The organism is Bradyrhizobium retamae (assembly GCF_001440415.1).
Classification (GTDB): Bacteria; Pseudomonadota; Alphaproteobacteria; order Rhizobiales; family Xanthobacteraceae; genus Bradyrhizobium; species Bradyrhizobium retamae.
Genome location: NZ_LLYA01000157.1, coordinates 12,688 through 34,788, shown reverse-complemented (window position 1 = coordinate 34,788; position 22,101 = coordinate 12,688). Strand labels below are relative to the sequence as shown.

Annotated in this window: 23 protein-coding genes; 18 read left to right on the top strand and 5 right to left on the bottom strand. The window is 63.3% G+C overall.

Annotation, left to right across the window (positions count from 1 at the left end; all coding sequences use genetic code 11):
- The first annotated feature begins 15 nt into the window (after positions 1-15).
- On the top strand, positions 16-690 hold the full coding sequence (locus CQ13_RS19460; protein ID WP_057844457.1) for a spermidine synthase: 675 nt from the start codon (positions 16-18) through the stop codon (positions 688-690).
- A gap of 24 nt (positions 691-714) precedes the next feature.
- Here CQ13_RS19460 and CQ13_RS19455 read toward each other — a convergent pair whose 3' ends face one another.
- Entirely contained in the window at positions 715-1,629 is a 915-nt protein-coding gene (locus CQ13_RS19455; protein ID WP_057844456.1) for an alpha/beta fold hydrolase, read from the bottom strand.
- A gap of 165 nt (positions 1,630-1,794) precedes the next feature.
- On the opposite strand from CQ13_RS19455, the gene CQ13_RS19450 reads away from it, so the two are divergent.
- The 16 genes from CQ13_RS19450 (at position 1,795) to CQ13_RS19375 (ending at position 16,389) form a co-directional block, all read left to right on the top strand.
- Entirely contained in the window at positions 1,795-2,175 is a 381-nt protein-coding gene (locus tag CQ13_RS19450; RefSeq protein ID WP_028350065.1) for a hypothetical protein, read from the top strand.
- Positions 2,172-3,254, top strand: coding sequence for an alpha/beta fold hydrolase (locus tag CQ13_RS19445; RefSeq protein ID WP_057844455.1), 1,083 nt, complete (start codon positions 2,172-2,174; stop codon positions 3,252-3,254). The genes CQ13_RS19450 and CQ13_RS19445 overlap by 4 nt, the downstream gene beginning before the upstream one ends.
- Positions 3,251-3,844, top strand: coding sequence for a GNAT family N-acetyltransferase (locus CQ13_RS19440; protein WP_057844454.1), 594 nt, complete (start codon positions 3,251-3,253; stop codon positions 3,842-3,844). Before CQ13_RS19445 ends, CQ13_RS19440 begins: the two co-directional genes overlap by 4 nt.
- A gap of 245 nt (positions 3,845-4,089) precedes the next feature.
- Positions 4,090-4,566, top strand: a complete 477-nt coding sequence (locus CQ13_RS19435; protein ID WP_057844453.1) for a phasin — start codon at positions 4,090-4,092, stop codon at positions 4,564-4,566.
- A 222-nt stretch (positions 4,567-4,788) separates the two neighbouring features.
- Complete coding sequence (locus CQ13_RS19430; protein ID WP_057844452.1) at positions 4,789-6,075, top strand: DUF445 domain-containing protein; 1,287 nt, start codon at positions 4,789-4,791, stop codon at positions 6,073-6,075.
- 187 nt (positions 6,076-6,262) lie between these two features.
- Positions 6,263-7,033: an esterase/lipase family protein gene (locus CQ13_RS19425; protein WP_057844451.1), complete on the top strand. Its 771-nt coding sequence runs from the start codon at positions 6,263-6,265 to the stop codon at positions 7,031-7,033.
- Positions 7,034-7,264: 231 nt separating this feature from the next.
- Positions 7,265-8,134 (top strand): phenylacetic acid degradation operon negative regulatory protein PaaX, encoded by an 870-nt coding sequence (paaX, locus tag CQ13_RS19420; protein ID WP_057844450.1) that lies wholly within the window; start codon positions 7,265-7,267, stop codon positions 8,132-8,134.
- A 75-nt stretch (positions 8,135-8,209) separates the two neighbouring features.
- Positions 8,210-9,202, top strand: coding sequence for a 1,2-phenylacetyl-CoA epoxidase subunit PaaA (gene paaA / locus CQ13_RS19415; protein ID WP_057844449.1), 993 nt, complete (start codon positions 8,210-8,212; stop codon positions 9,200-9,202).
- A 10-nt stretch (positions 9,203-9,212) separates the two neighbouring features.
- Entirely contained in the window at positions 9,213-9,500 is a 288-nt protein-coding gene (paaB, locus tag CQ13_RS19410; RefSeq protein ID WP_057844448.1) for a 1,2-phenylacetyl-CoA epoxidase subunit PaaB, read from the top strand.
- Positions 9,501-9,608: 108 nt separating this feature from the next.
- The gene (gene paaC / locus CQ13_RS19405; RefSeq protein WP_057844497.1) at positions 9,609-10,385 is read left to right on the top strand and encodes a 1,2-phenylacetyl-CoA epoxidase subunit PaaC; all 777 of its coding nucleotides are present in this window, start codon (positions 9,609-9,611) and stop codon (positions 10,383-10,385) included.
- Complete coding sequence (paaD, locus tag CQ13_RS19400) at positions 10,379-10,882, top strand: 1,2-phenylacetyl-CoA epoxidase subunit PaaD (RefSeq protein ID WP_057844447.1); 504 nt, start codon at positions 10,379-10,381, stop codon at positions 10,880-10,882. The genes paaC and paaD overlap by 7 nt, the downstream gene beginning before the upstream one ends.
- Positions 10,883-10,884: 2 nt before the next feature.
- Positions 10,885-11,964 (top strand): 1,2-phenylacetyl-CoA epoxidase subunit PaaE, encoded by a 1,080-nt coding sequence (paaE, locus tag CQ13_RS19395; RefSeq protein WP_057844446.1) that lies wholly within the window; start codon positions 10,885-10,887, stop codon positions 11,962-11,964.
- A 275-nt stretch (positions 11,965-12,239) separates the two neighbouring features.
- The gene (paaI, locus tag CQ13_RS19390; RefSeq protein ID WP_057844445.1) at positions 12,240-12,698 is read left to right on the top strand and encodes a hydroxyphenylacetyl-CoA thioesterase PaaI; all 459 of its coding nucleotides are present in this window, start codon (positions 12,240-12,242) and stop codon (positions 12,696-12,698) included.
- A 19-nt stretch (positions 12,699-12,717) separates the two neighbouring features.
- A complete protein-coding gene (paaK, locus tag CQ13_RS19385; RefSeq protein ID WP_057844444.1) occupies positions 12,718-14,049 on the top strand; it encodes a phenylacetate--CoA ligase PaaK in 1,332 nt (443 codons plus the stop codon).
- Positions 14,050-14,080: 31 nt separating this feature from the next.
- Positions 14,081-15,100: a quinone oxidoreductase family protein gene (locus tag CQ13_RS19380; protein WP_057844443.1), complete on the top strand. Its 1,020-nt coding sequence runs from the start codon at positions 14,081-14,083 to the stop codon at positions 15,098-15,100.
- A gap of 230 nt (positions 15,101-15,330) precedes the next feature.
- Positions 15,331-16,389, top strand: coding sequence for a YeeE/YedE family protein (locus CQ13_RS19375; RefSeq protein ID WP_197427372.1), 1,059 nt, complete (start codon positions 15,331-15,333; stop codon positions 16,387-16,389).
- Positions 16,390-16,431: 42 nt separating this feature from the next.
- On the opposite strand, the gene CQ13_RS19370 is transcribed toward CQ13_RS19375, so the two are convergent.
- The 4 genes from CQ13_RS19370 to CQ13_RS19355 form a co-directional block, all read right to left on the bottom strand.
- The gene (locus tag CQ13_RS19370) at positions 16,432-17,655 is read right to left on the bottom strand and encodes a bifunctional alpha/beta hydrolase/OsmC family protein (protein WP_057844442.1); all 1,224 of its coding nucleotides are present in this window, start codon (positions 17,653-17,655) and stop codon (positions 16,432-16,434) included.
- A gap of 39 nt (positions 17,656-17,694) precedes the next feature.
- On the bottom strand, positions 17,695-18,360 hold the full coding sequence (locus CQ13_RS19365) for a sulfite oxidase-like oxidoreductase (protein WP_057844441.1): 666 nt from the start codon (positions 18,358-18,360) through the stop codon (positions 17,695-17,697).
- Between the two features lie 33 nt (positions 18,361-18,393).
- On the bottom strand, positions 18,394-19,815 hold the full coding sequence (locus CQ13_RS19360; protein ID WP_057844440.1) for an amidase: 1,422 nt from the start codon (positions 19,813-19,815) through the stop codon (positions 18,394-18,396).
- A 124-nt stretch (positions 19,816-19,939) separates the two neighbouring features.
- Entirely contained in the window at positions 19,940-20,716 is a 777-nt protein-coding gene (locus tag CQ13_RS19355; RefSeq protein WP_057844439.1) for an SDR family oxidoreductase, read from the bottom strand.
- Positions 20,717-20,891: 175 nt separating this feature from the next.
- Here CQ13_RS19355 and CQ13_RS19350 point away from each other — a divergent pair, with 175 nt between their 5' ends.
- Complete coding sequence (locus CQ13_RS19350; protein WP_057844438.1) at positions 20,892-21,968, top strand: tartrate dehydrogenase; 1,077 nt, start codon at positions 20,892-20,894, stop codon at positions 21,966-21,968.
- The last annotated feature ends 133 nt before the right edge of the window (positions 21,969-22,101 follow it).

Sequence of the window (22,101 nt, the reverse complement as noted above, 5' to 3'; positions counted from 1 at the left end):
GCTACAACCCTCCACATGATTCCCTGGGAAAAGCTCGACACCGCCCGCATTCCTGGCACCGGCGGCGAACTCCGCCTGATGCGCCGCGGCACAGAGTTTTCCATCAAGCTCGGCAGCAACGAGCTGATGAACAGCCGCCTGTCGGGCTCGGAAGCCGCGCTCGCGACGCTCGCTGCGAAGAAGATCGAAAATGTCGCTAAGCCGCGTGTACTGATCGGCGGATTGGGCATGGGCTTTACGTTGCGTGCCGCGCTCGCCGGGCTCGGCAATGAAGCGCAGATCTTGGTGGCGGAGTTGGTGCCGGCGGTGGTCAGTTGGGCCCGAGGCCCGATGGCAGAAATCTTCGGCGACAGCTTGGACGATCCCCGCGTCAGCATTCGCGAGACGGATGTCACCGACATCATCCGGTCGCATCGTTCGAAGTTCAATGCCATTCTGCTCGATGTCGACAATGGACCGGAGGGGCTTACTCGTGAGGCCAACGATGCGCTCTACAACGCTGCAGGCTTGCGTGCGACGCACGCCGCACTGCGACCGGGCGGCATCCTGGCCATATGGTCTTCGGGGCCAAACGCTGCGTTCGCAAAACGTCTTCGTGGTGCAGGCTTCGAGGTGAACGAAGTCAACATCCGCGCCACCGGCAAAGGCCGCGGCGTGCGCCACGTGATCTGGATTGCGATGAAGGCCTAGCGTCAGAAGCGTGTTACGGAACGTCTACGCCGCCTTTGCGGCCGCACCCTGCGCGTGGCCGGCGATCGCGTTGATGATCTGCGGCCACATCGGGATCGGCAGCGCGTGGCCCATGCCTTCGATCATCAGGAGCTTTGCGCCGGGGATCGATGCCGCGGTATCCTTGCCGCCTTCGGGGTGCACCAACGGATCGACGGTGCCGTGAATGACGAGCGTCGGGATTTTCATGTGATGCAGCCGTTCCTTGCGGCTGCCGGAGGCAAGCACCGCCCGCAACTGCCGGCCAACGCCGTTCGGATTGAGGCCGCGTTCATAGGTGCGGGCAGCGCGGGCAGGGTCGAGGGCCTCGTCTTCCGGGAACGAGCCGACGCGCAGCACTTTCCAGGTCTGGGCGAACCGGTCGAAATACTCCTCCTTGGTCCGCGGCGGCGGCGCCATCAGCACGGCCGCAGCCTCGCGCGTCGGCGGCGGTATTTTTGGATTGCCCGTGGTCGACATGATCGAGGTCAGCGAACGCACCCGCTGCGGGAACGAGAGCGCGACTTCCTGCGCGATCATGCCGCCCATCGACGCTCCGACCAGATGCGCCGACTGGACGCCGAGTACGTCCATCAGGCCAACAGTGTCCTTGGCCATGTCGATCAATTTGTAAGGTGCGGCCACCGGAATCTTCAGGAATCGCAGCTTCAGCAGTTCGAACGGTGTCAGCCGCTTGCCGCCGGACATGTGAGAGGACTTGCCGATATCGCGATTGTCGAAGCGGATGACGCGAAAGCCGCGCGCGGCGAGCTGGCGGCAGAAATCGTCATCCCAATGGATCATCTGGGCGCCGAGCCCCATGATCAAGAGCATCGGCTCCGCGGCCGGATCGCCAAAAATCTCGTAGCAAATATCGATGCCGTTGGCGCGGGCGATCTGAGGCGGCTGATGGGCGAGCATCGCGTGTCTTCCCTCAAGTGTTATCTGGCTTCAAGTAACTATGGCACGGTTTCCCGCACCGCAGAAGACGTCGCAGCGGTTGACCGGCCCGCTGCAACGGTGTGGTATGGGCCAAACACAAGCGAAGCGTGGCAAGCGCTCGTAATCTTTCGGGAGAGGGCGCCTATGGCCGACAAAGGCAACGATCCTGCCGTGATCTGGCAGACCATGATCGGGGAGATGGAGAAGGGGTTCAACTCCTTTGCCAACCAGGCGATGGCCTCGCCCGAATTCTCGAAAATGATGAACCAGGTCGGCGGCGTCAGCGCAGGCGCGCAGAAGCAGCTCGGCGAACTGATGGAGAAATACCTGCTGGCGATGAACCTGCCGAGCCGGGCGCAGCTCGTCGGCATGGCGGAGCGGCTGCAAGCTATCGAGGGCCAGCTCAACGAGATCAAGGCGCTGCTGCACCAGGTGCACCACAACTCGCTGGCGCCGGAGAGCGGCTACGGCACGCCGCGGCCGCCGCGCACCAAGCGTCCGCCGGCGGAGGGAGAGCAGAAATGAACGCTCCCGCGGGTCTCGATCTCGCTTCCATTTCGGAGCGGGTCCAGTCCGAGGTGCAGCGCGCGATCCAGCGTAGCATCAAGGGCGTCGAGTATTTTTCGACCTCCGGCCCGTCGCTGGGCTCGACGCCAAAGGACATCCTGGCCGCCCGCGGCACCATGAACCTCTATCACTATCGGCCGATGGCGGATGAAATCTACCGCGTGCCGATCCTGATCGTGATGGCGACCACCAACCGCGGCTACATCCTCGACATGGTGCCCGGCCAGAGCTTTATCGAGTTTCTGTTGAAGCGCGGCTACGACGTCTACATGCTGGACTGGAGCGCGCCCAAGCCGGAAGAAAAATCCTTACGGATGGAGGACTACGTCCTCGACTTCATCCCCGACTGCGTCCGCCGCGTGCAGCAGGATTCCGGCGAGCAGGACGTTACCGTGATCGGCTATTGCTTCGGCGGCGTGCTGTCGCTCTTGTACGGCTCGATCTTCCACGACGGGCCGATGAAGAATTTGATTTGCTTCACCACGCCGATCGATTTCCGCGAGATGAAGCTGTTCCAGAACTTTTCGGACCGCCGCTATTTCGACGTCGATCGCCTCGTCGACAGTGTCGGTAATGTGCCGCCCGAAATGATCCTGTCCTCGTTCGAAATGCTGCGGCCGGCGTCGCGCACCGTCAGCCAGGTGCAATTGTGGGAAAACATCTGGAACGACGAGTTCGTGAAGTCGTACCGGATGTTCGACCGCTGGGCGACGGATACGCTGCCACTGGCGGGCGAGTATTTCCGCGACATCACCAAGAACCTGATGTGGGACAACAAGCTCTTTAACGGCAACATGTCGGTCGGCGGGCGTGCGGCGGATATTTCCAGGATCAAGGTGCCGATCCTGCATGCGGTCGCCGAACACGATCACATCGTGCCCTATGATGCGGCCAAGCACCTGATCGCCAAGGTCGGTTCGACCGACAAGGAAGAGGTGATCCTCAAGGGCGGTCACGTCAGCCTCGTCGCCGGCGCCAACGCGATCAAGCGGCTGTGGCCGAGACTGGATTCCTGGCTAGGTAAGAGATCAACATGAGCGAGACACGTTCCTATCCGCGCCACGTCAAGACCGATGCCGGCGAGATCGAATTCCGCATGATGGGGCGGGCGGACGAAGCCGCCGTGCTGGCATTTGCGCAAAAGCTCCCGACGCATGATCTCTTGTTCCTGCCGCGCAACATCAGCCAGCCAAAGGTGCTCTCGGCCTGGATCAACGAGATCGAGCGCGGCCAGATCGTAAGCCTGCTGGCAGTGAAGGATGGGACGGTGGTCGGCTGCGGCACGCTGGTGCGCGACCCGCATTCCTGGTCGCCCCATCTCGGCGAAATCCGGATGGTGGTCTCGCTTGACGTCCGCGGGCAGGGGGTCGGCCGGGCGCTGTCGCAGGAAACGTTTGCGCTGGCGCTGGGCGCCGGGCTGGAAAAGCTGTCGGTACAGATGACCGTCGACCAGCAAGCGGCGATCGCCCTGTTCGAGAGCCTCGGCTTCCGGGCCGAGGCCCTGCTGCGGGACCACGTCAGCGATGTCGACGGCAAGAAGCACGACATCGTCGTGCTCGGGCACAATGTGGCGCAGGTTCGGGCACAGATGGAAGCCTATGGGCTCCCGGGGGCCGTGCAGCACTAGCCAAACACAAAATCGCGAAAACAACCCCATGCAAAGTAGATGGGGCCGGCCGGCATTAGCCTAAAGTGGAACCTTTGCCGGTTCTCTGGGCGAACCGCTCATCCATCAGGCTTTTCACGAGTTCGTGATATCGCGCTGCAACATTGATGTTGCGGTGCACCATTAACTATGGCACAACACTCGCGCCCCGGGCCAATCCGGACGGGGTGAGCCCATAGCTCAAACCTGAGGATGGAGAGACCCCCATGACCATCGAAACCAATTCCGTGCTGAACACCGTCAAGGAAGCCTTCGCGCCCGTCACCGAGGCGTTCACCAAGCTCCAGAACCTGGAAGTTCCGGAAGCCGCCCGTGAGTTCGTGAAGAAGCAGACCGAGACCGCCAAGGAGCGCACCGCCGACTTTTATGCCGGTTCGGAGAAGGCGACTGCTGCGATCGAAACCGCCGTTGCCGGTTCGGTTTCCGAGGCCGCCAAGATCAGCCGCAACATCCAGCAGGCGCTCTACCAGGACGCGGAAGCGTTCTTCGCCGGCATCGACAAGCTCGCTTCGGCGAAGTCGCTGAGCGAAGCTGCCCAGATCCAGTCGGACCTGGTCCGTGCGCGCGGCGAAGTGCTCGTCACGCGGGCGAAGGCCGCCACCGACTATCTCGGCAAGCTCGTCGCCGACAGCGCCAGGACCGCGCAGGACAACTTTGCCAAGGTCTATTCCAAGACCGCTTGATGAAGACCGCCTGATCGCGATCCGCTGACAACTGCCGTTTTCGAAGGCCCGCTTTTGCGGGCCTTCTTTTTGTCCTCTCCTCGTCATGACCCGTTGCCGTCATTGCGAGGAGCGATAGCGACGAAGCGATCCATCGTTTCGGTGCGGCGACATGGATTGCTTCGCTTCGCTCGCAATGACGGCTAGTCTGATGCGGACGCGAACCGTTCCTCGAAAGCCGCCATGACGCTTCCCGCCACCTTCGTCATCGACTCTCCCGGCGACGCGATCCGCGCCGCCGAGTTGCGGCGCGTGAAGATTTTGGCAACGTCGGTGCTGGCGGCGACGTTTGCGATCTTCCTCGCCGCACGAGCGCTGCTGCCGCTGCATCCGGCCTTCGGCTTCATCGCGGCGTTTGCGGAAGCCGCCACCATCGGCGGCCTGGCCGACTGGTACGCCGTCGTGGCGCTGTTCAAACGGCCGCTGGGACTGCCGATTCCGCACACTGCAATCATCCAGAGCAACCAGCACCGCATCGCCGACAAGCTCGGCGAATTCATCGAGAAGCATTTCCTGGAAGCTGCTCCCGTCGAGACCAAGCTGCGGCAGATCGATTTCGGCGCGTTCATCGCCGACTGGCTGCGCGACCGCAAGCGCAGCGAGGATCTTGCGCGCTTTGCGCTGCGGCTGTTGCCCGAAGCGGTGGCGGCGACGGAGACCTCCGGGCTGATGACCTTCGTCAGTCGCCGCATCACCGCGCAACTGATGTCGATCGATCTCGCGCCGTTGGCGGCCGGAACGCTGCGCGCTTTCGTGAAGGAGGGGCGGCATTCAGGGCTGCTCGATGACATCCTGCGCGCGGTGCATCAGACCATGACGCAGGCCGAAACCATGGCGATGATCCGCGAAAAGATCCGCGCCGAACTGCCGACGCTGCTAAAGCTCTATCGCGCCGACAAGTTCCTGGTGAACAAGATCGTGGCTTCCGCCACCGCCTTCTTCGAGGAAGTCCGCAACGATCCCGCGCATCCGTTCCGCGGCGAGTTCGACCGCATGGTGATGACCTTCGTCGATCGCCTCGGCACCGATCCAAGCTACGCCGAGCGGATCGAAGGGTTGAAGCGCGATCTCCTGGCGCGTCCCGAAGTGACGGGTCTCGCACGCCACATCTGGGCCAACGCACGCTCGTTCTTCGAACGCAGCGCCTCGGGCGAGACGCAGGTGTTGGAGCAATATCTGGTGCGCATGTTCGTGAAAGCGGGTGAGGCGCTGGCGGGCGACGCCGAGATGCGCACCGAGATCAACCAGGGGCTCGTGGCGGTGTTGCGCACCGTGATCGCCGAACAGAAGAGCGGCGTCTCGACCTTCATCTCCGACCAGGTGAAGTCCTGGGACATGGGGCAGTTGATCTCGCTGATCGAAATCAACATCGGCCGCGACTTGCAATACATCCGCTTCAACGGATCGCTGATCGGCGGGCTAGCGGGATTGGCGCTGTACACTCTCGAATACCTGCTGCGGCTGCTGTGACTAATTCATCACGTCAACGCTTTTAGTTATCCGAGATGTGACCTGCACTGCTTGCAAGGGGAAAGCCGGTTCCCTAGCTTTTTTGTGGAACTATATTGCAGTGCCGAACGATTCTACCGCGTTGGCGTCTAACTGAACCGGTGGCCGGCTGCCGCGACGTAAGGGGCCGAGCCCGAGAGGAGATATGATGTCCGTTGCTGCGCAGACGCTTGCCCCGCCATCCAGAACCCTGATGCTTCTGGAGGGGCGTGCCATTCACGAACTCGGCGCGTTTCTGGGGGCACTGCCATTGCTGAGTCTGGCGCCGCGCGGCGACGGGCACCCCGTGCTGGTGTTGCCCGGCCTTGTTGCATCCGACGCCTCGACGCGACCGCTGCGCAGCTTCCTGCGCACGCGCGGCTATGCCGTCAGCGGCTGGCGTCAGGGGCGCAACCTCGGCCTGCGCCACGGCGTGCAGAACGCCATGGTCGATCTCGTGCGGGAGTTGAACGACATGCATGGCCGCAAGGTCTCGCTGGTCGGATGGAGTCTGGGCGGTCTCTACGCGCGCCAGCTTGCCAAGATGATGCCGGAGCGCGTGCGCTCGGTGATCACGCTCGGCAGCCCGTTTGCGTCGGGACCGAAGGCGACCAACGCCTGGCGCGTTTACGAAATGGCGAGCGGCCGTCGCGCCGACGAGGAGGACGCCCGCTTCGGCGGCGCGCTGTCGGCCACGCCGCCGGTGCCGACCACCGCGATCTTCAGCCGCACCGACGGCATCTGCGCCTGGCAGGGCTGCATGGAGAAGACGTCGGCGACATCCGAGAGCATCGAGGTCGAAAGCAGCCATTGCGGCATGGGCCATCACCCCGCGGTCGTGTACGCGGTTGCAGATCGCCTGGCGCAGCCGGAAGGCGAATGGTCGCCGTTCGATCGAAGCGGCTGGCGCAGCGTGGTTTACCCGAATCCGCATCGGTAGCAGACGCGGGTGTTTGCTAACCTCGCCCCGCTCTTGCGGGGAGAGGTCGGCGCGTAGCGTCGGGTGAGGGGGCGCTCTCTCCGCGCACTCACGTCTATCGAATTTGCGGAAGTAGCCCCTCAGCCCGACCTTCTAAGAGCGAGCTTCGCTCGTCTCGACCCCGTGAAGGACGTGGAGAGGGAGGCAGCCACCGATTTTCGCAAACCCGCAAAACGCGCTATGCCTTGACGCATGCCGCCGCCGCTTGCCCGCATCATCCAGCAGTTGAAGCGCGAACCGTCGCGCACGGGTTCGATCGTCATCACCGTATTCGGCGATGCCATCGTGCCGCGCGGCGGCTCGGTCTGGCTTGGCACGCTGCTCGAATTCTTCGAGCATCTCGACATCGACGCCAGCGTAGTGCGAACCGCGATGTCGCGGCTGACGGCCGACGGCTGGTTCGAGCGCGTTAAAGTTGGCCGCAATAGTTTCTATCGCCTGGTGCAAGGCGAGCGGCAGACCTTCGATATCGCGACCAAACACATTTACGGCCCGCCAGCCTCCGACTGGACCGGGCGATTTGAGCTGCTGCTGATCGGCAATGGCGGAGACCGCGACGCCGCGCGCGAGGCGTTGAAGAACGCTGGCTTCGGCAGTCCGCTGCCTGGCGTATGGGTGGCGCCGTCGGGCGTGCCGGTGCCTGCCGAAGCCGCCGGCGCCATTCGTCTCGAAGTGTCGGCGGAAGACGACAGCGGGCGGCGTCTGCTCAGCGAAAGCTGGCCGCTCGATCGCACCGCCGACGCCTATCAGAAATTCATGAAGACCTTCGAGCCGCTGCACGGCTGGCTCGGTCGCGGCGAGCGGCTGACCGAGGCCGAGGCGTTCATAGCGCGGATTCTGCTGATCCATCACTACCGTCGCGTCGTGCTGCGCGACCCGTTGCTGCCGACCGCGCTATTGCCCGCGGACTGGCCGGGCAGGGCCGCCCGAACGCTCTGTGGCGAGATCTATCGCGCGCTGCTTCCCGCGTCCGAACAATGGCTTGATCGCCATGCCACCAACGAAAACGGACCCCTGCCAAAGCCCGGCGGGGAACTTTCGAACCGGTTTGACGGGCCGTAGATATGTTACAGAAATATATTGCATATCATAATTTTTGTTATATATTTCTTCCCAACAAATTCCGGGAGGTCCGCCATGTACACGCAGGCGCTCAACACGTCCGAAGGCGACGACCGCCACATTGAGGACGCCACGCGGGCTGCGCAGTTTCAGGCGCGCATCGATGCCGACGAGCGCATCGAGCCAAACGACTGGATGCCGGCCGCCTACCGCAAGACGCTGACGCGGCAGATTTCGCAGCACGCGCATTCCGAAATCGTCGGCATGCTGCCCGAAGGCAACTGGATCGCTCGCGCGCCGTCGCTGCGCCGCAAGGCGGCGCTGCTCGCCAAGGTGCAGGACGAATGCGGCCACGGCCTCTACCTCTACGCCGCCGCCGAAACGCTCGGTTCTTCGCGGGAAGAGCTGGTCGACGCGATGCTCGCGGGCAAGGCAAAATATTCCTCGATCTTCAACTATCCGACGCTGACCTGGGCCGACATCGGCACCATCGGCTGGCTGGTCGATGGCGCGGCGATCATGAACCAGATCCCGCTGTGCCGCTGCTCCTACGGTCCCTACGCGCGCGCGATGATCCGCGTCTGCAAGGAAGAGTCTTTCCACCAGCGCCAGGGTTTTGAGATCATGCTGACGCTGTGTCGCGGCACTGACGAGCAGAAGGCGATGGCGCAGGACGCGCTGAACCGCTGGTGGTGGCCGGTGCTTATGATGTTCGGCCCGCCCGATCAGGTCAGCCAGCACAGCGACACATCAACCAAGTGGAAGATCAAGCGTTTTTCCAATGACGAGCTGCGGCAGAAATTCGTCGATGCCACGGTGCCGCAAGCCCAGTTCCTGGGCCTGACGATTCCCGATCCCGGCATGAAGCAGAACGCGAACGGCAATTGGGAATACAGCGCGATCGATTGGGACGAGTTCAAACAGGTGCTGGCAGGCAACGGCCCCTGCAACCGCGACCGTCTGGCGGCGCGGCGCAAGGCGCATGAGGACGGCGCCTGGGTGCGCGAAGCAGCGATGGCCTATGCCGAGAAGCGCCGGCAACGGTCGGCGCTGCAGGCGGCCGAATAGGAGAGACGCGATGGCGACGCCGAACATTCCGCTTTGGGAAGTTTTCATCCGCAGCCGCAACGGGCTGGCGCACAAGCATGTGGGCTCGCTGCATGCCACCGACGCCACGCTGGCGCTGCAGGCTGCCCGCGACATCTACACCCGCCGCGGCGAGGGCCTCTCGATCTGGGTGGTGCCGTCGAGCGCCATCACCGCGTCCGATCCGTCTGAGAAAGGCATGATGTTCGAGCCGGCGGAGTCGAAGATCTACCGGCACCCGACATTTTACGACGTGCCCGACGAAGTCGGGCATATGTGAGACCGTCATTGCGAGCGAAGCGAAGCAATCCATCGCGCCGGCAACGTAAGTGTGGATTGCTTCGTCGCTCCGCTCCTCGCAATGACGGCTGAGCAAGCAGGAACTGACATGGCCGCAATCAACATCCAGGTCTCCGAAACGCCGCTGGTGCTCTACACCCTGCGCCGCGCTGACGATGCTTTGATCCTGGGCCATCGGCTGTCGGAATGGTGCGGCCATGCGCCGATGCTGGAAGAGGACATGGCGCTCGCCAATATGGGCCTCGATCTGCTCGGCCAGGCGCGCGAGCTCTATTCCTACGCGGCCAAGGTCGAGGGCAGGGGCAACGACGAGGACAAGTTCGCTTATCTCCGCGATGTCAGGCAATACCGTAATCTCCTATTGCTGGAACAGCCGAACGGCGATTTCGCCCGCACCATGGTGCGGCAGTTCTTCTATGCTGCGTTCGCCGATCTCTATTGGCGCGCGATGATGCGCTCGACCGATGCAACGCTGGCGGCGATTGCGGCGAAATCGGAAAAGGAAAGCGCCTATCATGTCAGGCATTGCTCGGAATGGATCGTCCGTCTCGGGGACGGCACCGAGGAAAGCCACCGCCGCACGCAAGGGGCGGTCGACGAGCTCTGGGCTTTCACCGGCGAGATGTTTGAGGTCGACGACAGCGAGCGCGGCCTGATCGATGGCGGCATTGCGATCGACCCTGCCACCTTGCGTCCGCAATGGCTGAAGACGGTATCGGATATCGTCCGCGAAGCGACGCTTGTTTTGCCCGATAACAACTGGATGCAGCAGGGCGGCCGCAGTGGCCGGCACAGCGAGCATCTCGGCCATCTCCTCAGCGAGTTGCAATCGATGCAACGGACGTTTCCGGGGGCGACATGGTAACGGCCATCCCCAGCGACACCGATCTGCGCCGCCGCGCCTGGGAGGCCGCTTCACAAGTGGTCGATCCCGAAATACCGGTGCTTACGATCGCCGATCTCGGCGTACTGCGCGACGTCGAGGTTCATGACGGCCGGGTCGAGGTCGCGATTACGCCCACTTACTCCGGCTGTCCGGCGATGAACATGATCGCGCTCGAGATCGAGCTGGCGCTGGAACGCGCCGGCATGCCGCGCCCGACCGTCCGCACCGTGCTGTCGCCTGCCTGGACCACGGACTGGATGAGCGACGACGGCCGCAACAAGCTCCGGGAATACGGCATCGCCCCACCGCAGGCATCACACTCGCGCCGCGCGCTGTTCGGCGAGCAGCAGGTGGCGTGTCCGCAATGCGGCTCGGGGAATACCGAGCTGCTGTCCGAATTCGGCTCGACCTCTTGCAAGGCGCTGTGGCGTTGCAAGGCCTGCCGCGAACCCTTTGATTATTTCAAGTGTCATTGACCATGTCCGTCGCGCCGCGTTTCCATCGTCTTGCCGTCAACGACCTCCGTCGCGAGGCGGCCGATGCGGTATCGATGACGTTTGCGATCCCGAAGGAGCTGGAAGGCGACTACAGCTTTGCGCCGGGACAATACCTCACTTTGCGTACCACGATGGACGGCGAGGAAGTCCGCCGCTCCTATTCGATCTGCTCGGGGCCTGACGACGGCGAGCTGCGCATCGCGGTGAAGAAGGTCGACGGCGGCGCGTTTTCGCACTGGGCAGCGGACGAATTGAAGGCCGGCGACGAACTCGACGTGATGACGCCGACTGGCCGTTTCGGCGTCGCCCCTGCGCCGGATGAGGCGAGGGTCTATGTCGGATTTGCCGCAGGAAGCGGCATCACGCCGATCCTGTCGATCGTCAAGGGCGTGCTGGCGCGCGAGCCGAACAGCCGGTTCTTCCTGTTTTACGGCAATCGCACGACGTCAAACATGCTGTTCCTCGAAGAACTCGAGGAACTGAAAGACCGCTTCATGCAGCGGTTGTCGCTGTTTCATGTCATCTCGGGCGAGGATCAGGATATCCCGATCCTGCATGGCCGGCTCGATGGCGCGAAAGTGCGCGTGCTGTTGCGCTCGCTGGTGCCCGCCTCGAGTGTCGATCACGTCTTCATCTGCGGCCCCATGGGTATGAGCGAGGAGATCGAGACCACTTGCCGCGAGCTCGGCATTGCGGAGGACCGCATCCATGTGGAGCGCTTTGTCTCGGAATTCGGCGGCAAGCCGCGCGCGAAGAAGATTGTCGAGCCGTCCGCGCCGCCGAAGGCGATCGCCTCGCTGATCATCGACGGCAAGCGCCGCGAGGTGCCGGTCGCCGAAGGAGAGGCCATTCTCGACGCCGCGTTGCGCGCCGGCATGGATCTGCCGTTCGCCTGCAAGGGCGGCATGTGCTCGACCTGCCGCGCCAAGCTGGTCGAGGGCGAGGCACAGATGGAAGTCAACTATTCGCTGGAGCCGTGGGAATTGAAAGCGGGATTCATCCTGACCTGCCAGGCACGGCCGTGCTCGGACAAGGTCGTGGTGGACTACGACCATGTGTGACGGCAACGTCATTCCGGGATGGCCCGAAGGACCAGACCTCAGATGCGCAATTGCGCATCGGGGAATCTCGAGATTCTCTGGTGCGCAGTTGCGCACCACAGTTCGCGCTGCGCGCGACCCGGAATGACGGAAGCAGTTGGGCTACGAAATGCAGGATCGTTGACACCTCAGGTGCTTCGTTCCCAGACCGACCGATTACGCAACGAGGCTTGATAACAAGCCCGGCAACAGGGAGAGAACGTCGTGGATCCATCTCGCAGAGCGTGCAACCCGCTATGAACGTCGTGCTGTCGCCCGACGAGATCGCCCGCGCCTGCGCGGAGGCGATGTGGAAGGAAGACGACGCCAGCAAGGGCCTCGGCATGAAAATTGTCGAGGTCAGGCCGGGGCAGGCGACGCTGACGATGACGGTGCAGCCGCACATGGTCAACGGCCAGCGCATCGCCCATGGCGGCTTCATTTTTCTCCTCGCCGATTCCACCTTCGCCTTTGCCTGTAATTCCCGCAATGAGCGCGCAGTCGCTGCGCAATGCGATATCGCCTTCATCCGCCCGGGCAAGCTCGGCGACGTGCTGGTCGCGACCGCGCGGGAAGTTTCGCGCAACGGTCGCTCCGGGATCTATGACGTCCGCGTCACATCGGGCGATGTCGTGATTGCGGAGTTCCGCGGTCATTCCCGCACCATCGCCGGGACATGGCTGCCGGCCGCGGACGAAGAGACCAAACAAAAATAGCAAGCGAGAGGAACACGCCATGGCCATGGCAAGATTGAAATCCAGTGGAAGCGGTTACGTCACTGAATTGGATGAGGCCGAGCGCGCCTCGCGCGACGAGATCATGGCGCTACAGACCAAGCGCCTCGCCTGGTCGCTCCGGCACGCCTACGACAATGTCGCCTATTACAGGAAGGCGTTTGACGCGGCCGGCGTGCATCCCTCCGATTTCAAGCAGCTCTCTGATCTCACGAAGTTCCCATTCACGGCGAAGACCGATCTCCGCGACAACTACCCCTTCAACATGTTCGCCGTGCCGCGCGAAAAACTGGTCCGCGTCCACGCGTCCTCGGGCACAACAGGCAAGCCGATCGTGGTCGGCTATACGCAAGGCGATATCGACATCTGGTCAGAGGTGATGGCGCGCTCGATCCGCGCCGCCGGCGGCCGCACCGGCATGATCATTCACAATGCCTACGGCTACGGCCTGTTCACCGGCGGGCTCGGTGTGCACTACGGTGCGGAAAAACTCGGCTGCACGGTGGTGCCGGTCTCCGGCGGCATGACCGAACGCCAGGTGCAACTGATCAACGATTTCAAGCCTGATATCATCACGGTGACGCCGAGCTACATGCTGGCCATTCTCGACGAGTTCAAGCGGCAGGGGCTCGACCCCCGTCAGTCGTCGTTGAAGGTCGGCATCTTCGGCGCCGAGCCCTGGACGAATGCGATGCGCGCCGAGATCGAGCAGACTTTTGACATGGACGCGACCGATATTTACGGGCTGTCGGAAGTGATCGGCCCCGGCGTGGCGCAGGAATGCGTGGAGACCAAGGACGGCCTGCATATCTGGGAGGATCATTTCTATCCCGAGGTGATCGACCCCGAGACCGGCGCGGTGTTGCCGGACGGCAAGAAGGGCGAACTGGTATTCACCTCGCTCACCAAGCAAGGCTTTCCGATCATCCGCTATCGCACCCGTGACCTGACGCGGCTGTTGCCGGGCACCGCGCGCCCGGGCATGCGGCGCATGGAGAAGGTCACCGGCCGCTCCGACGACATGATCATCTTGCGCGGCGTCAACGTGTTCCCGACCCAAATCGAGGAAGCGTTGCTGGCGACCGACTGGTGCGGTGGTCATTTCATCATCGAGCTGACGCGCGAAGGGCGCATGGACGAGATGACCGTGCTCGCCGAAGCCCGTCCCGAAAGCTGGGACGGCAGCGGATTGCTCGCGCACGCCGAAAAAGTTGCGCTGTTCATCAAGAACACCATCGGCATCACCGCGCGCATCAAGGCAGTGGCGCCGGAAACGCTGGAACGTTCGCTCGGCAAGGCGAAACGTGTTTACGACAAGCGGCCGAAAGGGTAACTCCTGCTCAGAAGCCGAGCGGGAATCTCTAATGTCAGTTGCCGAAAATTCCGATGGTCGACCTGCCACGATACAGGCCCGCTGCGTCCGCCTGCCAGCAAAGGCCGCCGATGCTGCCTCACTTGCGCCGGTCATCGAAACGCACGCGTTGTCGCGTGCCGGCAACGAGTTGCTGATCGAGGTCAGGGCTGCGGCGGTCAATCCGTCCGACGTCAAGGCCGCTACCGGGCTGATGCCCTATGCGGTATTTCCACGCACGCCGGGCCGCGACTATGCGGGCGTTGTCATCGATGGGCCGGACGGTTGGATCGGGCGCGAGGTGTTCGGCTCTTCCGGCGATCTCGGTATTCGCCGGGACGGCACGCATGCTACGCATCTGGTGGTCGAAGCTGACGCCGTGATGGAGAAGCCCAAGGGCATTTCATGGGAAGAGGCGGCCGGCATCGGCGTGCCCTTCGTCACCGCCATGGAAGGCCTGCGCCGCGCCGGCGTTCCGAAGGCGGGCGAGACCTTGCTGGTCATGGGCGTCAACGGCAAGGTCGGGCAGGCGGCGGTGCAGATCGCGAGCTGGCACGGCGCGCGGGTGATCGGCGTGGTGCGCAAGAACGAGCCCTACGAAGGCCACGCCAATTCAACGGTAGAAGTCATCGACACTTCCGCAACCGATGTCGCGGCGCGCGTGCGCGCACTCACCGGCGGCAAGGGTGCCGACATCGTGTTCAACACGGTCGGCGATCCCTATTTCCAGGCCGCACACCAATCGCTGGCGGTGCGCGGGCGGCAGATCCTGATCGCTGCGATCGACCGCATCGTGCAGTTCAATATTTTGGAATTCTATCGCGGACAGCATACCTATGTCGGCATCGACACCCTCGGCCTGTCGTCGATCGCGACCGGCGCGGTGCTGCGGGAACTCGGTCCCGGCTTCGCCAGCGGGCATCTCAAGCCGTTCCCGATCAAGCCGGCCGCGATCTATCCGCTGGAACAGGCTCGCGCTGCCTTCATCGCGGTCGCCGGCTCGTCGCGCGACCGGGTGATCCTGCGGCCTTAGAGTTCGCTGGAGGCGCGGGATTCCCAATTCTTTCATGGGGAATAAATCCGTCGTCCGTCGCCTGCGTGCAATGACTTTATTTCGCCATCCTCGATCTCGATGGGCGATTCATTCTCCGCTTCGTTGCGGCGTGGACGCGGGCACCTTTCCAACATATTAGCAACTGCTGAAATGGCTTCCTACTTGAGCGGTAACCGCTGCATCGGCTGCGCGGGAACGGGGAAACACCAGTGCTGGACAGTGCCAATATCGTCGTCATCAGCGGATTGCTGATCGGTCTCGTCTATGGATCGGTCGGATTGTTGAGCGGGTTTTGTTTGCTCAGCAGCCTCAGAGGTTTTTGGGCTGAAGGCGACGGCCGGCTGGTGCGCACCTATGCGCTGGCGATCGGCGTCGCGGTGGTCATGACGCAGTTGCTCGCTGCGGGCGGCCTCATCGACATCGGCAAGTCGATCTATCTGCAGCCGTCATTCTCCGCGCCCGTGATGTTCTTCGGCGGGCTGTTGTTCGGTTACGGCATGGTGCTGTCGAACGGCTGCGGCTCGCGCGCGCTGGTGCTGCTCGGGCGCGGCAATCTCCGCTCCTTCGTGGTGGTGGTCGTGCTGGCGATCTTTGCCCAGATGACGCTGAAGGGCCTGATCGCCCCGTCGCGCATCGCAATCGTCGGGGCATCGCAGACCACGGCCACGGCAAACTCGGTGCCGGCCTTGTTTGCCGCCGCAGGCCTGAGCGCAACGGCCGCGCGCATGCTGGCCGCCTCGGTCATCTCCGCAGCGCTGATCATTTTTGCCTTTGCGCATCCCGCTTTCCGGCGGTCACCGGGCCAGATCGCCGCGGGTCTCGTCATCGGCCTCCTGGTGGCGGCGGGCTGGTTTGCCACCGGCTATCTCGGCGCCGACGATTTCAATCCCACGCCGGTGACCTCGCTCACCTTCATCGCGCCGATCGCGGACGCCCTTCAATATGTCATGCTGTCGACGGGCTCGACGCTCAATTTCGGCATCGTCACCGTATTCGGCGTGTTCGCCGGCAGCCTCGCGACGGCGCTGTTGACCGGACGCTTTCAACTCGAAGGCTATCAGTCGCCGCGTCACATGCTGCGCTCCGGCAGTGGTGCCGCGCTGATGGGCATCGGTGGCGTCATGGCGTTCGGCTGCTCGATCGGGCAGGGGTTGACGGGATTTTCCACGCTGGCGCTTGCTTCGCTGATTGCCTTCGCCGGCATCCTCGTCGGCACCGCCGTCGGCCTGCGCGGCGCGCTGCGGGTTCGGCCATTGGCGGCCGCCTGACCTTCTCCCTCGCCCCGCTCTTCGCGGGGAGAGGTTACTTCGTCACTCCGCCGCCCTCGTCACGATCCGTGTCTTCGACGTCAGCGTTCGATGCACCGGGCACTTGTCCGCAATCTCCATCAGCCGCGTGCGCTGATCGGCGTCGAGGGCGCCTTCAATCGAAATCACCCGGTCGATCTGATCCAGCATGCCCTCCCGCGTCTCGCATTCGGCGCAATCCGCTGCGTGAATCTTGCTGTGCTTCAGCGTCACGGTGACGCGGTCCAGCGGCAGCGATTTGCGATCGGCATACATCCGCATCGTCATCGACGTGCAAGCGCCAAGGCCTGCGAGCAAGAAGTCATATGGCCCGGGCCCGCTATCCTGCCCGCCGACGGCAACGGGCTCATCCGCCACGATCTGATGGGGACCTGTGGCTACGATCTGCTGGAATTTGCTGTTGCGGGTTTCGCGCACCACGACGTTGCGCGGCGCCTCGCTCGCGGCAGAAGCAGGCTGCGCCGCGGCGGACTCGATATAGCGCTCGGCCCACGCGGCGATGACGCCGGCGACATAGGCGCCGTCCCGTTTGCCGCTGAGCAGATGATCGGAGCCTGACAGCGACACGAAGCTCTTGGGATGTTTGGCGGCGGCAAAAATCTTCGTTGCATTGTCGATGCCGACCGTGTCGTCGGTCGGCGAATGCATGATCAGCAGCGCCTTGTGAAGTTTTGCGATCTGCGCCGCCAGCCTGTGTTCGGCGACGTCGTCGAGGAATTCGCGCTTGATGTGAAACGGCCGCCCGGCGAGCTGGACCTCGACCGTGCCGTGCGTGCGGATGTCGTCGAGGCGATCCCTGAAGAGATGCGTGACATGCACGGGATCGGAGGGGGCGGCGATCGTAACGACTGCCTTTGCCTCCGGTATCTGCCCCGCGGCAGCGAGGATTGCGGCGCCACCCAGGCTATGGCCGATCAGGATCGCGGGCGCCGTGCGGGTTTCGCGCAAATGATCGGCGGCGTGGACGAGATCGGCAACGTTCGAGGAGAAGGTCGAGTTGGCGAATTCGCCCTCGCTGGAGCCGAGCCCGGTGAAATCAAACCGCAACACCGCGATGCCTTTTGCGGTGAGCGCCGTCGCAATGCGTTTCGCGGCCAGCACGTCCTTGCCGCAGGTGAAGCAATGCGCAAACAGCGCGTAGGCCTGCACCGGTCCGTCAGGCATATCGAGGGCAGCGGCCAGCTGATGGCCGCCTTCGCCGCTGAATTGAAAGCGTTCGTTCGACACGGCTGTTCTCCCTCCGACTTGGTTTCCTCGGACTTGGCTTCAATCGCCTGAGTAGCGCTGCTCGGCCCACGGATCGCCGCGGTTGTGATAGCCGCGTACTTCCCAATAGCCAGGCGAATCCTCTGCCAGAAACTCGATGCTCTGCAGCCATTTCGCGCTTTTCCAGAAATAGAGATGCGGCACTACCAGCCGCACCGGGCCGCCATGCTCCTGCTCCAGCGGCGCACCGGACCAGCTATGGGCGAGCAGGGCATCCTCGGCGGCGAAATCTTCCAGCGCCAGATTGGTAGTGTAGCCGTCATGGGAGTGCAGCACCACGAAACGCGCTTCCTCGCGCGGCCGGCAGGTGTCCAGGAGGTCACGCGTTGCCAGCCCCTCCCATTGATTGTCGTAGCGCGACCAGGTCGTGACGCAGTGAATGTCGGATACGAACTTGCTCTGCGGTTGGGCCGTGAACTGCGCAAAATCCCAGAAGATCGGTTTTTCGACTGCGCCGTAGACGTCAAGCCGCCAGCGTTCGCGGGAAATATTGGGCGTCAATCCCAGATCGAGCGTCGGCCAATCCCTGGTCAGATGCTGCCCCGGCGGCAGCCGTTGGTCTTCAGGCCGCGAGGTCTTCCCGGTGAGGAATTTTCCCTCGCGCGCCCAGCGTTCCTTGCTGCGCGTCAGCTTGCTCTCGGGCGGCGGCTCATTCTCATCGGTCATGTGAAGGGCCCCTCATCGGCAAGCGCGCCTGGTTTACATCAGTGCCCTCGGATCGATCGGCGTCGTGCTGCGCACGCCCAGAATATCCTCCAGCACCTTGGCTCCGGCGAGCAATTGCGCCTCGCCGCGCGGCGGCGCGACCACTTGCAGCCCAACCGGAAGGCCCGAGGCCGTGAAGCCGCACGGCAACGACAGCGCAGGACAGCACACCAGCGTGATCGCGTAGACGATGCCGAGCCATTCGACGTAATTGTCGAACTTCTTGCCGGCACATTCGGCGACGTAGCGGTTCTCGACCGGGAAGGGCGGCACGATCGTGGCGGGGGCGAGCAATAGATCGTATTTTTCGAAAAATTCCAGCGTGCGCGCGGTCATCGCGACACGCTGCGCCTCGGCGCGTTCGAGCTGTTCGACCGTCAGCTTCAGACCTTCCTCGATATTCCAGATCACCTCGGGCTTGAGCAGGTCGCGTTTCGTGCGCAGCAGCGCCGCCTTGGAAAGCGCGAAGTCGAACGCGCGCAGCACATGGAAGCATTCATGGGCCTCGCGCAAATCGGGATGAGCCTCTTCGACGATGACCCCTAGCTCCGCAAAGCGCTGTGCCGCCTTGCGGGTGACGGCGGCGACTTCCGCGTCGACCGGCGTGATGCCGAGATCGGGCGAATAGGCGACGCGCTTCGGCTTGCTGCCAGAACGTGCGGCGGACAGAAACGATGTCGGCAACACCGGCAGCGACAAGGGGTCGGCTGGATGCTCGCCGCTCATGGCGTCGAGCAGCAGCGCGACGTCTTCGATGTTGCGCGCCATCGGGCCCTGAACGCCGAGATTGCGATCGATCGCGGCGATCGGCGTATGCGCGACGCGGCCGATGCTTGGCCGCAATCCGACGATGCCGCAGAAGCTCGCGGGATTGCGTAAGCTGCCGCCCATGTCGGAGCCGTGCGCCAACCAGGCCGTGCCGGTCGCGAGCGCAACCGCCGCGCCGCCCGAGGAGCCAGCGGCGGAGCGTGACGTGTCCCATGGGTTACGCGTCGGGCCGAACACTTCGTTGAAGGTGTTGGCGCCGGCGCCGAATTCCGGCGTGTTCGACTTGGCGTAGATCACGCCGCCATTGTTTTCGAGATGCTCGACCAGAATATCCGACTTCGCCGGAATGTTATCCCTGTAGATCGGCGAGCCCTGCGTGGTCAGGACGCCGGCGACATTGGTGAGGTCCTTGATCGGGATCGGAAGACCGGCGAGCAGGCCGCGTTCGGCGACGGGCTTCTGCATTAGCGCGGTGGCGTGCTTGCGAGCGCGGTCGAAGCACAGCGTCGGCAGCGCGTTGACCTTGCCGTCGACCTCAGCGATGCGCTTCTCCAGCACGTCGAGCAGGTCGAGCGGCGTGACTTCACCCGATTTCAGCTTGCCGACAATGGCAACCGCCGTCTCACGCACCAGCCCCTGATCAGCCACTTCGATACTCCTGCGTCAGTTTTCTCGATCGCAGATCGTGCTGTAGAACATTTTCCGGCAAAGTGGAAACGCTTCAGCGTTGTGGCCGACTGGAGATATTTGCATGACGGCGTAGGAATGCGGCCTAACTCCACCCCGCCGTATATCCGCCATCCACCGTAAAGATCACCCCCGACGTATATCCCGAGCGATCCGACGCCAGGAACGCCATGAGGTCGCCGATCTCGCGCGCATGCGCGGGGCGGGCGAGCGGCATGTTCTTCTGGAATTCCTTGTAGCGGTTCTCGTCGCCGAACTGGTTCTTCGCCCGCGTCTTCAGGAGCGTCACATGGCGATCGGTGCCGACGGGGCCGGGATTGATGCCGACCACGCGGATATTGTCGGCGAGGCTTTTTCCCCCGAGCGCGCGGGTGAATGCCATCAGCGCCGCGTTGCCGGCGCTGCCGCAGATGTAATTGGCGTCAAATTTTTCACCGGCAGCGCCAATGTCGTTGACGATGACGCCGCCGCCGCGCGCCTTCATCTGCGCGTAGATCGCGCGGGTGAGATTGATGTAGCCGAACACCTTCAGCTCCCAGGCGTGGCGCCATGTCGCCTCGTCGATCTTGTCGAGCGAGCCGCCGGGGATGTCGCCGGCATTGTTGACGAGAATGTCGATATCGGCGGCTTCTTTCGCGAGCCTTGCGATGTCCTCGCCCTTGCGCAGGTCGACGACATGGGCGGTCGCGCCGATCTGGTGCGCCGAGCGCAGCCGGTCGGTCAGCGCTTGCAACTGCTCGCCGCTGCGGGCGGCCAGCATGACGTCGCAGCCTTCTTCGGCAAAGGCTTCGGCCGCGGCCGCGCCGATGCCCTTGGAGGCGCCGGTGATCAGGACGCGCTTGCCGCGCAAATGCAGGTCCATGGGAATACTCCGCTTGGCTTGGGGATGGTGGAAGGGGTAGCAAAATTGGTAGGCGGGAGGCGCTATCGAGGTCAACATTGCACTGCAGCGTTGCGCCACGGCCAAGTTTGGTCCATTGCAGGGCCATCAGAACGGCCGCACCCAGCGCGGCAAGCCCACCTCAAGGAAGTCTAGGATGAGTACAAAGAAACAGTATCGGATCGCGGTCATTCCCGGTGACGGCATCGGCAAGGAAGTGATCCCCGAAGGCCTGCGCGTGCTGGAGGCGGCAGCGAAAAAGCACGGCGTTTCCGTGCATTTCGATCATTTCGATTTCGCGTCCTGGGACTATTACGAAAAGCACGGCGAGATGATGCCGGAGGACTGGAAGGCGCAGATCGGCAAGCATGATGCGATCTATTTCGGCGCGGTCGGCTGGCCCGCGAAGATCCCCGATCACGTTTCGCTGTGGGGCTCGCTGATCAAGTTCCGGCGCGAGTTCGATCAGTACGTCAACCTGCGGCCGGTGCGGCTGATGCCAGGCGTGCCGTCACCGCTCGCCAACCGCAAGCCCGGCGATATCGATTTCTGGGTGGTGCGCGAGAACACCGAGGGCGAGTATTCCTCCGTCGGCGGCCGCATGTTCCCCGATACCGACCGTGAATTCGTCACGCAACAGACGGTGATGACGCGCACCGGCGTCGACCGCATCCTGAAATTCGCGTTCGATCTGGCGCAGTCGCGGCCGAAGAAGCACCTGACCTCGGCGACCAAGTCCAACGGCATCTCGATCACGATGCCCTATTGGGACGAGCGCGTGGAGGCGATGGCGAAGAAATATCCACGCGTGAAGTGGGACAAGTACCACATCGATATCTTGACCGCGAATTTTGTGCTGCATCCGGACTGGTTCGACGTCGTGGTCGGCTCCAATCTGTTCGGCGACATTCTCTCCGATCTCGGCCCCGCCTGCACCGGCACCATCGGCATCGCGCCATCCGGCAACATCAACCCGGAAGGCAATTTCCCGTCCGTGTTCGAACCCGTGCACGGGTCGGCGCCCGATATTGCCGGGCAGGGGATTGCCAACCCCATCGGCATGATCTGGTCCGGCGCGATGATGCTGGAGCATCTCGGCGAGAAGCAGGCGGCGGAGTCCATCGTCGGCGCCATCGAGCGCACGCTGGGCGAGCGCACCCTGCGCACGCGCGATCTCGGCGGCAACGCGGATACGGTGGCGTGCGGCAAGGCGGTCGCGGAGATGGTGGATTGATCTCGTAGGGTGAGCAAAGCGAAGCGTGCCCACCGTTCGGCGTGATGGTTGATCGATAGATGGTGGGCACGGCGCAAGAGCGCCTTTGCCCACCCTACAAATTCCGCGCGGAACCTGTCATCGGGCGCGCATT

Bases quoted from the DNA above. Each gene is read 5' to 3' on its own strand.
- paaI (WP_057844445.1), top strand. From the start codon at position 12,240: ATGAACGTCGTGCTGTCGCCCGACGAGATCGCCCGCGCCTGCGCGGAG.
- paaE (WP_057844446.1), top strand. From the start codon at position 10,885: ATGTCCGTCGCGCCGCGTTTCCATCGTCTTGCCGTCAACGACCTCCGT.
- CQ13_RS19365 (WP_057844441.1), bottom strand. From the start codon at position 18,360: ATGACCGATGAGAATGAGCCGCCGCCCGAGAGCAAGCTGACGCGCAGC.
- CQ13_RS19435 (WP_057844453.1), top strand. From the start codon at position 4,090: ATGACCATCGAAACCAATTCCGTGCTGAACACCGTCAAGGAAGCCTTC.
- paaC (WP_057844497.1), top strand. From the start codon at position 9,609: ATGGCCGCAATCAACATCCAGGTCTCCGAAACGCCGCTGGTGCTCTAC.
- CQ13_RS19355 (WP_057844439.1), bottom strand. From the start codon at position 20,716: ATGGACCTGCATTTGCGCGGCAAGCGCGTCCTGATCACCGGCGCCTCC.
- paaD (WP_057844447.1), top strand. From the start codon at position 10,379: ATGGTAACGGCCATCCCCAGCGACACCGATCTGCGCCGCCGCGCCTGG.
- paaB (WP_057844448.1), top strand. From the start codon at position 9,213: ATGGCGACGCCGAACATTCCGCTTTGGGAAGTTTTCATCCGCAGCCGC.
- CQ13_RS19425 (WP_057844451.1), top strand. From the start codon at position 6,263: ATGTCCGTTGCTGCGCAGACGCTTGCCCCGCCATCCAGAACCCTGATG.
- CQ13_RS19440 (WP_057844454.1), top strand. From the start codon at position 3,251: ATGAGCGAGACACGTTCCTATCCGCGCCACGTCAAGACCGATGCCGGC.
- paaK (WP_057844444.1), top strand. From the start codon at position 12,718: ATGGCCATGGCAAGATTGAAATCCAGTGGAAGCGGTTACGTCACTGAA.
- paaX (WP_057844450.1), top strand. From the start codon at position 7,265: ATGCCGCCGCCGCTTGCCCGCATCATCCAGCAGTTGAAGCGCGAACCG.
- CQ13_RS19450 (WP_028350065.1), top strand. From the start codon at position 1,795: ATGGCCGACAAAGGCAACGATCCTGCCGTGATCTGGCAGACCATGATC.
- CQ13_RS19445 (WP_057844455.1), top strand. From the start codon at position 2,172: ATGAACGCTCCCGCGGGTCTCGATCTCGCTTCCATTTCGGAGCGGGTC.
- CQ13_RS19455 (WP_057844456.1), bottom strand. From the start codon at position 1,629: ATGCTCGCCCATCAGCCGCCTCAGATCGCCCGCGCCAACGGCATCGAT.
- CQ13_RS19430 (WP_057844452.1), top strand. From the start codon at position 4,789: ATGACGCTTCCCGCCACCTTCGTCATCGACTCTCCCGGCGACGCGATC.
- paaA (WP_057844449.1), top strand. From the start codon at position 8,210: ATGTACACGCAGGCGCTCAACACGTCCGAAGGCGACGACCGCCACATT.
- CQ13_RS19380 (WP_057844443.1), top strand. From the start codon at position 14,081: ATGTCAGTTGCCGAAAATTCCGATGGTCGACCTGCCACGATACAGGCC.
- CQ13_RS19350 (WP_057844438.1), top strand. From the start codon at position 20,892: ATGAGTACAAAGAAACAGTATCGGATCGCGGTCATTCCCGGTGACGGC.
- CQ13_RS19460 (WP_057844457.1), top strand. From the start codon at position 16: ATGATTCCCTGGGAAAAGCTCGACACCGCCCGCATTCCTGGCACCGGC.